General features: G+C 68.2%; 14 protein-coding genes and 3 pseudogenes. 13 read left to right on the top strand and 4 right to left on the bottom strand.

Annotation, left to right across the window (positions count from 1 at the left end; genetic code table 11):
- Positions 1-133 precede the first annotated feature (133 nt).
- Positions 134-1,093, top strand: coding sequence for a helix-turn-helix transcriptional regulator (locus AB0H86_RS07210; RefSeq protein WP_362434022.1), 960 nt, complete (start codon positions 134-136; stop codon positions 1,091-1,093).
- Between the two features lie 533 nt (positions 1,094-1,626).
- Here the strand turns inward: AB0H86_RS07210 and AB0H86_RS07205 are convergent.
- Both AB0H86_RS07205 and AB0H86_RS07200 read right to left on the bottom strand, forming a co-directional pair.
- Positions 1,627-2,745: an acyl-CoA desaturase gene (locus AB0H86_RS07205; protein WP_362434019.1), complete on the bottom strand. Its 1,119-nt coding sequence runs from the start codon at positions 2,743-2,745 to the stop codon at positions 1,627-1,629.
- 7 nt (positions 2,746-2,752) lie between these two features.
- Positions 2,753-3,808: a ferredoxin reductase gene (locus AB0H86_RS07200; protein WP_362434016.1), complete on the bottom strand. Its 1,056-nt coding sequence runs from the start codon at positions 3,806-3,808 to the stop codon at positions 2,753-2,755.
- A gap of 85 nt (positions 3,809-3,893) precedes the next feature.
- Here AB0H86_RS07200 and AB0H86_RS07195 point away from each other — a divergent pair, with 85 nt between their 5' ends.
- From AB0H86_RS07195 to AB0H86_RS07175, 5 genes and pseudogenes are all read left to right on the top strand, one after another.
- A complete protein-coding gene (locus AB0H86_RS07195; protein WP_362434013.1) occupies positions 3,894-5,033 on the top strand; it encodes a helix-turn-helix domain-containing protein in 1,140 nt (379 codons plus the stop codon).
- A gap of 238 nt (positions 5,034-5,271) precedes the next feature.
- Complete coding sequence (locus AB0H86_RS07190; protein WP_362434010.1) at positions 5,272-5,610, top strand: thioredoxin domain-containing protein; 339 nt, start codon at positions 5,272-5,274, stop codon at positions 5,608-5,610.
- A 290-nt stretch (positions 5,611-5,900) separates the two neighbouring features.
- Positions 5,901-6,395: a peptidylprolyl isomerase gene (locus tag AB0H86_RS07185; RefSeq protein ID WP_362434007.1), complete on the top strand. Its 495-nt coding sequence runs from the start codon at positions 5,901-5,903 to the stop codon at positions 6,393-6,395.
- Positions 6,396-6,476: 81 nt separating this feature from the next.
- Positions 6,477-6,749, top strand: a pseudogene (locus tag AB0H86_RS07180) (isochorismatase family protein); the annotation flags it as partial.
- A gap of 165 nt (positions 6,750-6,914) precedes the next feature.
- A pseudogene (locus tag AB0H86_RS07175) lies at positions 6,915-7,150 on the top strand (DUF1275 family protein); the annotation flags it as partial.
- Positions 7,151-7,365: 215 nt separating this feature from the next.
- On the opposite strand, the gene AB0H86_RS07170 reads toward AB0H86_RS07175, so the two are convergent.
- Positions 7,366-8,175 (bottom strand): class I SAM-dependent methyltransferase, encoded by an 810-nt coding sequence (locus tag AB0H86_RS07170; protein ID WP_362434004.1) that lies wholly within the window; start codon positions 8,173-8,175, stop codon positions 7,366-7,368.
- 582 nt (positions 8,176-8,757) lie between these two features.
- Between AB0H86_RS07170 and AB0H86_RS07165 the strand changes: the two genes are divergently transcribed.
- From AB0H86_RS07165 to AB0H86_RS07140, 6 genes and pseudogenes are all read left to right on the top strand, one after another.
- Positions 8,758-9,573 (top strand): class I SAM-dependent methyltransferase, encoded by an 816-nt coding sequence (locus tag AB0H86_RS07165; RefSeq protein WP_362435206.1) that lies wholly within the window; start codon positions 8,758-8,760, stop codon positions 9,571-9,573.
- Between the two features lie 465 nt (positions 9,574-10,038).
- Positions 10,039-10,419, top strand: a complete 381-nt coding sequence (locus AB0H86_RS07160; RefSeq protein ID WP_362434001.1) for a hypothetical protein — start codon at positions 10,039-10,041, stop codon at positions 10,417-10,419.
- A gap of 168 nt (positions 10,420-10,587) precedes the next feature.
- Positions 10,588-11,188: pseudogene (locus AB0H86_RS07155) on the top strand (ADP-ribosylglycohydrolase family protein); the annotation flags it as partial.
- A gap of 460 nt (positions 11,189-11,648) precedes the next feature.
- Positions 11,649-12,287, top strand: coding sequence for an MFS transporter (locus AB0H86_RS07150; protein WP_362433998.1), 639 nt, complete (start codon positions 11,649-11,651; stop codon positions 12,285-12,287).
- Positions 12,226-12,900, top strand: a complete 675-nt coding sequence (locus tag AB0H86_RS07145) for an MFS transporter (RefSeq protein WP_362433995.1) — start codon at positions 12,226-12,228, stop codon at positions 12,898-12,900. The genes AB0H86_RS07150 and AB0H86_RS07145 overlap by 62 nt, the downstream gene beginning before the upstream one ends.
- Positions 12,901-12,955: 55 nt before the next feature.
- On the top strand, positions 12,956-13,291 hold the full coding sequence (locus AB0H86_RS07140) for a fic family toxin-antitoxin system, toxin component (protein WP_362435204.1): 336 nt from the start codon (positions 12,956-12,958) through the stop codon (positions 13,289-13,291).
- A gap of 133 nt (positions 13,292-13,424) precedes the next feature.
- On the opposite strand, the gene AB0H86_RS07135 is transcribed toward AB0H86_RS07140, so the two are convergent.
- On the bottom strand, positions 13,425-13,805 hold the full coding sequence (locus AB0H86_RS07135; RefSeq protein ID WP_362433992.1) for a helix-turn-helix domain-containing protein: 381 nt from the start codon (positions 13,803-13,805) through the stop codon (positions 13,425-13,427).
- 141 nt (positions 13,806-13,946) lie between these two features.
- Between AB0H86_RS07135 and AB0H86_RS07130 the strand changes: the two genes are divergently transcribed.
- Entirely contained in the window at positions 13,947-14,354 is a 408-nt protein-coding gene (locus AB0H86_RS07130; protein ID WP_362433989.1) for a RidA family protein, read from the top strand.
- Positions 14,355-14,488 lie beyond the last annotated feature (134 nt).

The raw sequence follows: 14,488 nt of genomic DNA, 5'->3' as shown, positions 1-14,488 counted from the left end.
TGTCCGGGCCGTTCACACCGCGGGGCGGTGCACCACCAACAAAACCGGCTGTCACGCGAGGGTGGGAGTGCCTCTTGAGGGGGTCACTGACAGGGACCCCCAATCCGGCGGATGCGCTCGTAGAGTGAAGCGCATGGCTGGCAGAAACGACCCAAATGGAACAAACCGTGACATCCGTGATGATTTCCGTGCGGAGATCCGGGAATTCCTCGGCACACGACGGGCCAGGGTCACCCCCGAACAGGCCGGACTGCCCCTATACGGCGGAGAACGCCGACGGGTCACCGGGCTGCGCCGCGAGGAGGTCGCCCTCCTCGCGGGCATCTCCAGCGAGTACTACACCCGGCTGGAACGCGGCAACGCCACCGGAGTCTCTGAAAGCGTCATCGAAGGCATCGCGCAAGCACTGCAGCTCGACGAGGCCGAACGCATCCACCTGCTCGACCTCCTGCGCGGCGCCGGCACAACCCGCCCGCCACGTCGTCGGCCCGCTCAGCAGCGTGTGCGGCCCGCGGTGCAGCGCGTCCTCGACTCCATGAGAGGCACACCCGCGTTCATCCTCAGCGGACGCGGAGACATACTGGCCGCCAACCACCTCGGGCGCGCACTGTTTGCCCCCGTCTACGCCGACCCGGTACGGCCGCCGAACAACGCCCGGTTCGTCTTCCTCAGCCCGCACGCGACCGAGTTCTTCCGCCACTGGGACGAAGTCGCAGGCGACACGGTAGCCATGCTCCGCGCCGAAGCAGGCCGCGACCTCTACGACCGACGGCTGACGGACCTGATCGGCGAACTGTCCACCCGCAGCGAGGAATTCCGTCACCGCTGGGCCGCCCACAACGTCCGCATGCACACCACCGGCGTGAAGCTCCTCCACCACCCGGTAGTCGGCGACCTCGATCTGCCCTTCGAAACCTTCCCGCTCCCCGACGGCCCCAGCCAGTTCCTCCTCACCTACACCGCCGAGCCCCACTCACCCTCGCAGGACGCCCTGAACCTGCTGGCCAGCTGGGCCGCGACCGACGACGGCATCGAGCGGTCCGCGCAGGCCAACGACTCCGAGCCGGCCGACTCATCCGAGACACCCGACTGACCGACGAGCCACGCGAGTCGATCTGCGGCATCTTTTGCGGAGTAGCGGCAGCATCCGCTACCGATACATCAAGGGCAGGAACGGCACAGCCGTCTACGCGAGACCGCTGGGGTGACGTTGCACTCCAGCTCGCGGCACTGCGGACAAACGGACAACTGCCAACCCCCGCCATAACTTCGGCTCACCTGCCGACCCTGGCAGCAGTGCAGGGTCGGACACAGGGGCCGCGAGCATCGGTTCCGGCAGTGTCCACTCACAGTCCATGCCTTCCACCCAGCCCGCCCGTCGGCAGACCGAGTGCGCGTACGCACCCGACTACCGGCCCGGCCACGGCAGGTCAGCGCACTACAACACCTCGCCGGGGGCTGTGTGCTGAGCTCCTGGCGCACGTCCAGGCAGCGCAGCCGGACACCGGGCTGCCCGGATCCCGTGTCGTACGGTCTGATGTCGCGGTCGCCCACCGTCCGCAACGGATCTCACCGAACCCGGCGGTGCCGCCGGTACGGCCGAGAGATGTGAACCAATACCGGGAATCAGGCCGCGACGAGCTCCTGCTCGCGGTCCGGCGTTTTGACCTTGGGCTTTTTGTTCGGCAGCGAGAGCCGGAAGACCTTGCGCCAGGCGGAGAACACCTGCTTGGGCAGCGGCCCGGTGACGTACTCCAGCTCGTACTTCTCGAACAGCGCGCGCACCTTCACCGCGACCTCGGCGTACCGGTTGCTCGGCAGGTCCGGGAACAGGTGGTGCTCGATCTGGTGCGACAGGTTGCCGGTCATGAAGTGCATGGCCTTGCTGCCGCTGATGTTCGCCGAGCCCATCATCTGGCGCAGGTACCACTGGCCGCGCGTCTCGCCCCTGATCGACCGGCGCTCGAAGACCTGCACGCCCTCGGGGAAGTGCCCGCACATGATCACCGAGTGGGTCCAGATGTTGCGGACCAGGTTCGCGGTGAACGTGGCGGCGAGCGTGGTGAGGAACGACGGGCCCGACAGCAGCGGATGGATCACGTAGTCCTTGAGCACCTGCTTGCGGATCTTGCGGCCCACGGCCTTGGCCCGCGCGCGGAACTCCGGGTTCTTGCGGCGGCGTTTGTGCAGGTTCTTGCCGAGCTCCAGGTCGTACGCTGCGATGCCGTACTCGAAGAAGCAGGCGTTGATGAAGTTCCACAGCGGCTGGCCGAGGTGGAACGGGTGCCACCTCTGGTCCTCGTCGACGCGCATGATGCCGTAGCCGAGGTCGTTGTCCTTGCCGATCACGTTGGTGTACGTGTGGTGCAGCTCGTTGTGCGAGTGCTTCCACTGGTCGGACGGCGAGACGTGATCCCACTCCCAGGTGGTGGAGTGGATCTTCGGGTCCCGCATCCAGTCCCACTGGCCGTGCAGGATGTTGTGGCCGATCTCCATGTTGTCCATGATCTTCGCCACGGACAGACCGGCGGTGCCGAGCAGCCACGCGGGCGGGAAGATCGAGAACAGCAGTACGCCCCTGCTGACCAGCTCGAGCTTGCGCTGCGCCGAGATGACCTTGCGGATGTAGGCGGCGTCTTTCTCGCCGCGGTCGGCGATCACCTCGTCGCGGATCGCGTCCAGCTCGCGGCCGAGCTCCTCGATCTGCTCCGCGGTCAGGTGGGCGGTGGGGTCGGTGGCGGTCAAGGTGCTCCTACCGTTCGATGTCGCAGGGGCCCGCCGCGGCGGACACGCAGGTCTGGATGAGGACGCCCGGCTCGGCCTCGGTGATCTCGCCGGTGCGCAGGTCGCGGACGGCGCCCGCCTTGAGCGGCGTGATGCAGCCGAAGCAGATGCCCATGCGGCACCCGGAGGGCATGAGCACGCCGGCTTCCTCGCCGATGTCCAGCAACGGCGTGGCGCCGTCCGCGTCGACGGTCTTGCCGGTGGTGCTGAACGTGACCTCGCCGCCGTCGCCGGCGACGACGATGCCGGGGCGGAAGCGTTCGGTGTGCAGGCGCTCTTGTACGGCGTGTTCGGTCCAGTGCTTTTCGGCGGCGTCGAGCAGGCCCGCGGGCCCGCAGGCCCAGGTCTCGCGCTCGGCCCAGTCGGGCACGAGTTCGTCGAGTCGGGCGATGTCGAGCATGCCGTCTGTGTCGGTGTGCACCTCGGTGAGCCGCAGCTTCTTGTCCGCGACCATGTCGTGCAGTTCGTTGCGGAAGATCACGTCCTGCGGCTGTGGCGCGCAGTGGACCATGACGACGTCGTCGAACTCGGTGTCGCGCAGCATGCCCATCACGGGCGTGATGCCGCTGCCGGCCGTCAGGTAGAGCACCTTGGCGGGCTTGGCCTGCGGCAGTACGAAGTCACCGGTCGCCTGGTCGAGCTGGATCAGCGTGCCCGGTTTCGCCCTGTGGACCAGGTGGTTGCTGACCTTGCCGTCCTCGATCGCCTTCACGGTGATCGTGACGCGGCCGTCCTGGCGGTTTGTCGGCGAGGTGAGGGAGTAGGCACGCCACAGGCGCACCCCGTCGACGTCGACCCCGATCCGCACGTACTGACCGGCTGTGTGGCCGCGCCAGCCCCGTCCCGGCCTGATCACGATGGTCGCGGCGTCACCCGTCTCGGGGTGCACGGCCTCGATGCGCCCACGCAGGTCAGCGCCCGCACGCAGCGGGCTGACCAGGTCGAGGTAGTCCGACGGCAGCAGCGGCGTCGTGACCATCTCCAGCAGTTTCCACGCCCTGCTGCGGAGGGCTGCACTCGTCATGACTCCAGCTTGCTGGCCTCAAGGCGTAAAGTCCTGACCGCAGGATGTGAATCTGATCGGCTGAATTGTTCGCAGGGAACAAAAAATGAGCCATGCAATCCAAAGGGCCAGCGAACTGGCCCTGGATGAGACGACGGTCACCGCACTGCGGGCCGCGCTGAAGAGCACCGCCGACGAGGTCGTCCAGGCGATCATCGACGAGGTCCCTCCCTACGCCAACGCCCTTTCGGGCCGCATGGGCGCCACCATCCGCAGAGCCGTCCGCACCGCCCTGGGGCACTACCTGGACCTCGCGAGCGGGAACGCCACGGGCGGCGACGCCGGTGACGCGGCCTACGAGCTGGGCCGCGGCGAGGTGCGCGACGGCCGTTCGATGGACGCCCTGCTCAGCGCCTACCGCGTCGGCGCCCGCGTGGCCTGGCGATGCCTGGCGGCGGGTGCCGTACCCGCGGGTCTGCCCGCCGCCGAGGTCGCCAAGTTCGCCGAGCTGACCTTCGCCTACATCGACGAGCTCTCCGCCGCGAGCGCCGCAGGCCACGCCGACGAACTGGCCGCCTGGGGCAGGGACCACGAGCGCCACCTGGAACACCTGGCCCGCGACCTCCTCGCCGGCGCGAGCCCGGACGTGCTGCTGGCCTCCGCTCAACGGGCCGGGTGGCAGCCTCCGGTTTCACTGACCGCGGTCCTGCTGCCCGCCGCCCAGGCCCGGCCTGCCTACCGCACGCTCGACCCGAGCACCCTCGTCCTGGACGATCTGCCGGACGCCACCGGTGTGCTGCTCGTCCCCGATGCCGACCGATCACATCTCTTGCGACAGCTGACCGACCGCACCGCCGTGGTCGGCCCGGCCCGGCCATGGACCCGTGCGTCCGCCTCGTACGCACGAGCCCTACGCGCGCGCTCCCTCTCCTCTGATATCCGCGACACCGAGGACCACCTGCCCGAGCTGGTGCTGAGCGCCGACGTGGACGCGTTCGCAGACCTCCGTGCCCGAGCCCTCGCACCGTTGCGGACCTTGCCTGTCGCGACCGCACGGCGGCTGGAGGAGACGTTGCGGGAGTGGCTGCTGCACCAGGGCAGACGGGACGAGGTGGCGGCGGCGTTGTTCGTCCATCCCCAGACAGTCCGGTACCGGATGTCGCAGCTGCGGGAGCTGTTTCCGGATCTCGCATCGCCACACCGGGTCCTTGAACTGACGCTGGCGGTCGGTCTTCGGGTCAGCTGACGCGTACTTCGACCGTCCACGACTGCGTCTGCGAGCGGTCCAGTGATCGTGTCTCGTTCTCGGTGCCGTCAGCTGGGGCGGGGGCTGGGCCGCTCCCGCCCGGGGCCACTGTGGTTCTGCGGCGGGCCCGTGGCTCCTTTCCGGCGGGTCTATCGGAGGGCCGACCGGGCGGCCGGTCTGGCATACCGTGCGGGGGATGATGGGGGTGGAATGACGGAATGTGAGGTCAGGAGCTTGTATGGCGCAGCGGGTTCACCGGCCCCGTGAGGACGCGGAGTTCAATTTCATTCTCGGGATGAGCGGAGTTCCGGTCCTCGCGTATTTTACCGGGACGTGGCCCAAGGCTATCGAGCCGTGCCGGGTGATGGACCTCGTCGTGGGTGGCGTCGCCGACGACTACGCGGGCCGTCTGACGGCCGTCCGCGCCGACATCACGCGTTGTCCGGCTGCGACCGTGCGATACGGGATCACCGCAGCCCCGTCCTGCGTCCTGCTGAAGGAGGGAGAGGCGGTGGCGCACGGCACGGGGCCTATGACCATCGCCGAGGTACGGAAGTTCCTGGACGGCCACCTCTGAGCGGCCGCTGCGGCACGTGGCCGCGACGCCCGTCACGTCTCGTCTATGGGGGCTGCGACGCCTGAGACACCTTGGGGCTGAGACACCCCCACAGGTCACATAACTCCGTCCAGCGCGGTCGATTTCGGCAAAGCAGGAGTTGCCGATGCTGACATTCGATCGGTGGTCTCTCAGGGTCCGGGTTGCGCTGGTTCGGTGCCTCAGCGATGCGGTACAGCAGGACCAGCATCGAGCGCCCATCGGCAGCGGTCTCGGGGGGAACGGCTCCAGGGCCGTGACAAGATCGCCCTATGTCTACCAACGTTTTCTTCGACATCACCATCGACGGCGACGCCGCAGGCCGGATCGTCTTCAAGCTGTACGACGACGTCGTCCCCAAGACGGCGCAGAATTTCCGTGAGCTGGCCACCGGCCAGCACGGCTTCGGCTACGAGGGCTCCGGCTTCCACCGCGTCATCCCGGACTTCATGCTCCAGGGCGGCGACTTCACCCGCGGCGATGGCACCGGCGGCAAGAGCATCTACGGCAAGAAGTTCGACGACGAGAACTTCAAGCTCAAGCACGACAGGCCGTTCCTGCTGTCCATGGCAAACTCCGGCCCCAACAGCAATGGCTCGCAGTTCTTCATCACCACGGTGCTCACACCGTGGCTGGACGGAAAGCATGTGGTCTTTGGCGAAGTCATCGAGGGCCAGGAACTGGTAGCGAAGGTCGAGTCCCTGGGCTCGCACTCCGGCGCCACCCGGGCAAAGATCGTCATCACTGCCTCGGGCGTCGTGGGCTAACACCTCCGCCCCCGGGCTGCGGGGCCGACTCGACGCAGACTGTTCTGGACGCGCACCCGCCCGCTCGGTCGGGTGTGCCCGCTGTCCGCTCTCGGACAGGGCTACGAGGTCTACGTGGTGGCTGACGCCTCAGCCGGTGTCACTCCGCAGGCCCATGAGCACGCCATCCAGCGCATGATCAGCGCCGGCGCGGTGCCGGTGACCTGGCTCCAGGTCCTGCTCGAGCTGCAGCGTGACTGGGCGCGCGGGGAGACGTACGGCCCTGTCACGGAGATCGTCAAGGAGCACGGCGGCGCCTACGGCCTCGGTCTGGTCTATGCCCAGTCCCTTTCCGGTACCCACGCCGCAGCCTGACCCATCGGCCTGGTGTCGGTCCGGTGCCGGTCCGGGACGAAGAGCCCGGGCCGGCACCCGCCTCCAGACGGGCGACGCCTCGTCAAAGGTGGGCCGGGCCAGGCCCGAGCACACACAGCGACCGGTGCGGGCTGTGACCAAGGAAACGATGGTGGACTCCAACCCCACCCTCTGATCGCCCTGACCGCGTTGGCCATGGGCCTGCGCAACGGGACGGTGCGCAAGCTCGCCGTGCCGGATGTGTGACCACGACGGTACTCACGCTCACCCTGACCGGGCTGGCATCCGACTCGACATGGGCCGGCGGCACCAATCCGCGTCTGGGCCGTCGTCTGGCTTCCGTGCTGGCGGTGCTGGCGGGCGCGCTGGGCGGAGCCGTGCTTGTACGGCACGCAGGACTGGCTGGCCCCTGCTGCTCAGCACCTTGGGTACCGCTGTCGCCGCTCTGGTCCCTGCCGCGCCGCTCGTCTTCCGGCTGAGCCGGCCTGCGCGAACATCCCCACCCACTCTCTCCCCGACCACACGTACGGATAGAGAACAGCCAGTAAAGGCTTGCGGGGGAGCAGCAAGGTGCTCCGCGGGATGAGTAAGGCGATACACGGTGCCTGCGGAGCTGTCAGCCTGCCAGCCGAGCTTTCCAGATCTCCTCGCTGGGCCATTGCTGGGCCCAGTCGGCGGAAACTTCTTCGTAGTCCCGTGCAGGCTGGGGTGCCTGAATCTCAATCAGATCTTCAACGACGAAGTCGCAGGACCGCAGCAGACGGAACATCTCACCGTGCGGCAGGATGAACTCCACGTGATTCCCCCAGTCCAGCCGTGTCAGGCCGAATTGGCCGCGGGACAGCGTGGTGGATGCCGGTCCCTCGGGCGGTACACACAGCGCGAACAGCGGTGAGTAGCGCGAGAACACCAGCCGGCCTCCGGGAACGAGAAGCTGGGCTGCCTCCGGGATCCACTGGTAGGGGTCGCACCACAGCGAGGCGCCGTACTCACTGATCGCCAGGTCGAACGTGTTGTCCTCGTAGGGCACCTTCTCGGCATTGCCCAGGACAAGGGGGAAGTCGATGCCGAACTCCGCCTGCATCGCGCGAGCAGTGGCGAGTTGCTTCTCCGAGAGGTCGATCCCGACCGGGTGGGCTCCTGCTCTGGCCAGCCAAGCGGAAACGTAGGCAGTACCGCAGCCCAGCTCAATGGTGCGCATCCCGTCGATTCCGTCGGGAAGCACGGAGACCTGCGACTCAGGGGTGGCCCACAATCCCCAGGACGGTTCCACCTGCGCCCAGTGATCACGGGCGAGGGGACCGTGCCACGCAGCCGCCTCGTCATCCCAAAAGCGTCGGTTCTGCTCCACATGGTCCGCCGGGCCGTCATGAGTCATGGAGGCATTCGATCGAAGATGCTGCTGTTCCGGCAACGGAATTTCCACGGCGCCAGACTCCCTCGAGACGCGCTATCGTTCCAGGTCAAAAGCACTTCTCGGGTTTGTGATCAAGCCTCGGACAGACCACCTCGTGAAAGCCCGAGGCCTGACGCCGCACCAACTGCAGCCGCTGGAAGCCGACATGCTGGAGCCGCTGAACAACGTCAGAGCCATCTCGGCGTCGTCGGGGCGCTGCCATCCCCGTTGAGGCCGCTTTCGCCCATATCCCTGGCTGGAGTGAGGGTGGGGGAGGGGCAGGATGGGCGGCGTGGACGCAGCCGGGGATCGGGGCGCGCTTTGCCAGGTTGCGCGCCGACGGGGCCGCTAGCAGCGCGGTGGACCCTGGGTGAGGACCTGTTTCTGACCTGGGACCGGTGACGAGCTGGTGGACGACTCATTGAGCCGACATGATCGATGGTGTGACGGGTCTAGATGATCGATTCCAAGGGGTTTAGTGGTCGTAGGCGGTCAGTGCGCGCATGACCGGCTGGCCGCGCATGAACCTGGCTCCACTCATCAGGCCCCTTGGAATCGATCATCTAGGCTGGCGCGGTGACTGATGAGCAGGAGCGGGTGCGGCCGTCGGGAGTGTGGGCCACGGCGGTGGGGGCGGCCAGGGTGCGGGCGCTGGAGACCGAGCGGGAGAACGCGCTGTTCCGCGACCCACTGGCACAGGCCTTCGCCACCGCCGGCGGCCTGTGGCCCACCTCGCCGCCGCTGCCCGATGACGAGGCCGCGCGCCGCCGCCGGCTGGCCGTGTCGTTCTCCATCGTCATCAGGACGAAGTTCCTCGACGACCTGTTGCAGCAGGCCTGCGCGTCCGGGGTCCGGCAGGTCGTGCTGCTCGGCGCCGGCATGGACAGCCGGGCCTTCCGGATCGACTGGCCCGAGGGCACCCGGCTGTTCGAGGTCGACACCGCCGCGCCACTGGACTTCAAGGCTTCGGTGCTGCGCCGGGAGCGGGCCGTCGCACGCTGCGAGCGGATCACCGTCGCGGTGGATCTGCGTGAGGACTGGCCAGGCGCGCTGGCCGCCGCAGGGCACGACCCGGCGGTGCCGACCGTGTGGATCGCCGAAGGACTGCTGATCTATCTGCCCGAGGACGCGGTGGAGTTGCTGCTGGCCCGGATCAGCGCGCAGTCGGCGCCAGGCAGTCGGATGGGGCTGACGTTGGGCTCGCGCGGCGTGATCGAGCGCTTCGGCGCGGACGCCGAGCCGGGCTCGGCGGCGTCCGTGTGGGTCTCGGAGATGCCCGACGACCCGGTGGGCTGGCTGGCCGGGCACGGCTGGGAGGCCGGCAGCCACACCCTGCGTGAACGCGCTGCCGCCTACGGCCGCCCGATCAGCACCCCGCCGCAGCAGGAGGAGCGGCCCGGCGGACTGATCTCGGCGGTCCGCCGGTAGAGCGCCTCCCGAATCCCCAGAAGATCGATTCCAAGGGGGCCTGATCAGTGGAGCCAGGCTCATGCGGGGCCAGCCGGTCATGCACGCAGTGACCGCCAACGACCACTAAACGCCTTGGAATCGATCATCTAGAGATTGACGACGAATCGCCGGTTCGAATTTCTTGTCGTAGTAGGCCCGCGAGGCCGGAGGCCCCGTCGCAGATCCACGAAGAGGGAATTGGGGGGCAAGGACCAGACAGACTGACCGGCTGCCGAGGCACCCACCCTGCGCCCCACCGATGCCGGCGGAGCGTGCTGGCTGCCTGGCCGGAGCACCGGCTGACGGTGAGCGCCCTCTATGCCCTGCGTCCACACCATCGTGGCGTTTAGGGGGATTTCTTACCTATTTGCTGAGCGGTGCCGTAACGATGGCCACCGAGAGGACTCCGCTTCCCTGGAGCCTCCTGGACGGAAGGACATACGTATGCGAGGCAAGCAGGCGATCGGCGCGGGCGTTCTTGCCCTGGCCCTGGTATCCGGAGTCGGCTGGGCCGCCCAGGCGACCACCAGCGAGACCGCTGCCAGCCAGGCTGCTGTGGCCAAGGCGCCGGTACGGGCCGCGGGCGTGGACGGCTACCAGATCGTCCAGCTCCCCAACGCCAACGTGCCCAACTTCCAGCGCCGAACCCTCCACTGCCCGGCGGGCAAGAGGGTCATCGGCGGCGGCGCCGAGGCCCAGGGCAACGGCGCGGTACTGGTCGGCAGCTTCCCCGCCCCCGACGGCACCGGCTGGATCGCACTCGGCCGACAGGACGGCTACTCCACCGTCGGCATCAGCGTGTACGCGATCTGCGCCAACGCCTGATCAGGCAGTCCTGCTCTATTGGTGGTTGCTGCCGGGGCGGCAGCAACCACCACACCGCGAGCCATTCAACGCACCGTCAAGTCGCCTTCCGGCGACAGCGGCCGCTCTCCCGCAGCTGGGACAGAAATGGCTGGGGCTGCTGCCGTGTGACGCCGATAGCCTGCGCGGATGAAACGTAGGGAGCGAGCTATCGCGACCGTCGTTGGCTCAGCGGTGGGTGACGCGCTGGGAGCCCCTTTCGAGTTCGGTCCCCCAGGTGCGTTCTCTGCCCGGTTCCCGGACTCAGGGGGCGGTGGCGAGATGTGCGGGAGGCGGCGGTTTGGAACCGGGCGAAGCCACGGATGACACGCAGATGGCCGTTCTTGTCGCGGAGTCGCTACCGCAGCGGAGCGGACTGGACTTGCCGGACATCTTCGCCCGCTTCCAACGGTGGGCCGCAGCTGACCCCAAAGACATCGGCCTGCAGCCTGAGGACGTGCTGACAAACGGCATGCCGTGGGATCTGGCCGCCGCAATTCATTTCCAGGTCAACCAGCGAGCAGCCGGCAACGGCTCATTGATGCGGGCATCGACATCCGCGGTCTACTTTGCGGGTGCCCGCCAGTCGCCCACGATGGATGCCGCCCGGCGCATCGCTTCTCTCACCCATGGCGACCGCGCCGCATGGGAAGGCACCGAACTCATCCGCCTCACCCTGGCGGGCGTCGGCCCTCTCCGCGCCCTTCCTGACGTTCTCAATCTCATCCATCTCGACCACCGCCAGCGATATGAGCACACCGCACACGAGGATCCAGGCGTAGCAGACCGAGATGACCGCGGCGGCGGGCGGATGGGTGGTCATCGCCTGGGTCCAGGCCGAGCAGGCGCCGATGAGACAGGCTGATCGTGGCTATCAACGTCATGCCTCGGTGCCACTGCCGAGGGGCCTCGGCGTTGGCGCTGGCCCGGGGCTGGGCGGCGGCGGACGGAGGCGCGTCAGGCTGCCGCACTTCGGTATAGACGGTATGGCGGCCATGTCCGCCTTCTCCATGCTTGGCTACTACATCATGTAGAGGGAGGATGCGCGCCATGTTCGTCTAATAAAGGTGAGAGCGTCACAAGAAAGTGGTCCGGCGTTGCAGGAGGCCGTCGCACCTACGGCATGTTTGCGGTAGGGGCCACTACTGGCCGAGGGGCAGCGACAACGTGTCCGGCCCGGCCAGGCACGCGACACCACCGGGGAGGACCTTGTGAAGCCCGCCGGCCTCACGCCCACCACGCCCGCACCGTCGGGCGGACCTGCCCAGGTGCTCTCGGCGTGGCGGTTCGTGTTGGTTTTCGGGGGCGTCAGTCTGCTGATGGATTTCGTCTACGAAAGCGCTCGTTCCGTCACCGGCCCGCTGCTCGCCCATCTGGGCGCCTCCGCGGCCGTGGTCGGCGTGGTCACGGGTGCGGGCGAGGCCGCCGCGCTGGGACTGCGTCTGGCATCGGGTCCGCTGGCCGACCGCAGCCGCCGCTTCTGGGCATGGACGATCGCCGGATACGTGCTGACCGCGGCCAGCGTCCCGGTCCTCGGTCTGACCGGTGTGCTGTGGGCGGCCTGCGCGCTGGTGATCGCGGAACGGGTCGGCAAGGCGGTGCGCTCCCCGGCCAAGGACACGCTGCTCTCGCACGCCACCGCCGTCACCGGACGGGGCCGAGGCTTCGCGGTGCACGAGGCGATGGACCAGGTCGGCGCGCTCCTTGGCCCGCTCACGGTGGCCGGAGTCCTCGCCCTCACGGGCGACGACTATGCCCCGTTGCTACGGAGTGCTCGCGCTGCCCGGCGTGGCCGCCATCGCGCTGCTGGTCTGGTTGCGTGCCAGGGTTCCCGACCCGGTCGGCTATGAGGTGACCACCGACCCGACGGTGCGTGACGAGCCACGCCCTGCCGGGTCCCGGGACGGGAAGCTGCCGAGGGCCTTCTGGGCCTATGCGGTCTTCACCGCCGCGACCCTGACCGGTTTCGCCACTTTCGGTGTGCTCTCCTACCACATGGTCGTCCGCCACTTGATGCCGACCGCGATGGTGCCGGTGCTGTATGCGGCGGCCATGGCCGCGGACGCGGTGGCGGCGCTGGCCACGGGCTGGCTGTACGACCGGTTCGGCGCCCAGGTCCTGGTCGTCCTGCCGCTGCTGTCCGCCGCCGTTCCGGCCCTCGCCTTCACCGATACGGTCGGGGTCGCCGTCACGGGTGCGCTGGTGTGGGGCGCCGCGGTCGGGGTGCAGGAGTCCACGCTGCGTGCCACCGTCGCCGACTTCGTACCCACTGGCCGCCGGGCCACCGCGTACGGCATTTTCGCCGGGATCATGGGAGCGGCCGCGCTGGCCGGCGGCGCCTTGGCCGGGGCCCTGTATGACATCTCCATCCCCGCTCTGATCGTCGTCGTCGCCGGCATCCAGGCCGCCGCGCTCGTCCTGCTGTGGACCACCCGGGCCGTGCGGTCCACGCCCGCTCGCTGAGGCGGGTCTGGGTGGACCGGATCAGCCGCAGGAGCGTGAAGAGGCTGGCAGCGGCATCGAGGACGCTCGCCAACCGGGTGCCGGCCCGGCCGGCCAGCACGGCGTCCCCATCGCAGCAGTCGCCCGCCACCGTGGCGTACTTTTCGACACACCCGTCTACGACGGGGTCTACGCCCGTGCCGCCGCCCTGGTGCACACTCTGGGCCGCTGCCGCTGGCTGGAGCGGCCCAACTTGACCGTTGCGTGCGCGGTCGCCGTCATGTATCTCGAGGCCGGCAACATCCCTGTCAGCCCCACTCGTGAACAGCTGACCGCGCTCGCCCATGAGCTGAACAGCCCGCGCTGCACCGCCCCTCGGGTCGCCGTTTTCCTGCGTACCTGGAATCCCTGATCCCGGTCCGGGCGCAGTGGACTGAGCGTTGCTGACCCTGAGCTCCGTCCGGTGGAGAAGTTGCTGCTCATCATGGCTGCCGTCCTGTGGGGATGCGGCACGGGCGGATGGCCACCGGTAACAGTCGTCGGCCTCAGGCCTCGAAGCTTCGCCGGGCGGACTCGATGTGCCGGAAGTAGCGGTGGGTCCAATCGCACATTCCGTCGACCGTCGCCCGCAGTCCGTGGCCCGCCTCGGTGAGGGTGTACTCGACGCGGGGCGGGACGGTGGGGTGGACGGTCCGCTCGGCCAGGCCGTTGCGCTCCAACATGCGCAGGTTCTGGGTGAGCATCTTGTGGCTGATGCCCTCGACCCGGCTGCGCAGCTCGCTGAAGCGCAGGGTGCCCTCGCCCAGGGCTTCGATGATCAACAGTGCCCACTTGTTGGCAACGTCGGAGAAGATCTCCCGCGCCAGGGAGTCGGCGCGCCGGAGGTCGGCTTCCTCGGCCGAGCTGCTGAGCTGCTTGGTCACCATCAGGTTCCCCAGTCACTGAAAAGTGCGTTCTTCCATGTCAACGCACACTCTCCTACGGTTCCTGAGTAACCACAAGAGACCGTAAAGGGTCTGGTTTGACGAACACGGGCTTACAGGAGCCCGGACAAGGAGGCGGACAGTATGGCCATCACTCTGAAGAACCCCGACGGACTGCCGAAAATCGATGTCTACCGGCAGGTGGCGATCGCCTCCGGTTCGAGGCTGGTCTTCATCGCCGGGCAGGTCGCCTGGGATGCCGACGGGGTCACGGTCGGCGAGGGCGACCTTGCTGCGCAGGTGGAGCAGTGTTATCTCAACATCGCCACCGCACTGGGGGAGGCCGGTGGTTCCTTCGGCGAGGTAGCGAAACTGACCTTCTACGTTGTCGACTGGACTGCCGACAAGATGCCCCCGCTCCTGGAGGGAATCTCCCGGGCGGCCGCGAAGCTGGGAGTCACTCCGGTGCCGCCGGCCACACTGATCGGCGTCGCGGCGCTGGACGTCCCCGAGCATCTGGTCGAGATCGAAGCCACGGCGGTCCTCGACTGAACATGTGTCACTGAACGCCGAAGCGGCCGGCTACGGCACTCGGTTCCTTGGCGGCTGGACGCGGCTCTACCGCATCGCACTGCCGTGGAGTACCGGCTCCAGATCCGGGGCTGGGAGCAGCCACTGAAAGCGCG

The organism is Streptomyces sp. NPDC050997 (assembly GCF_040660135.1).
GTDB lineage: Bacteria > Actinomycetota > Actinomycetes > Streptomycetales > Streptomycetaceae > Streptomyces.
The sequence above is the reverse complement of the archived record's forward strand: the minus strand, read 5'-3'. Positions and strand labels throughout refer to the sequence as shown.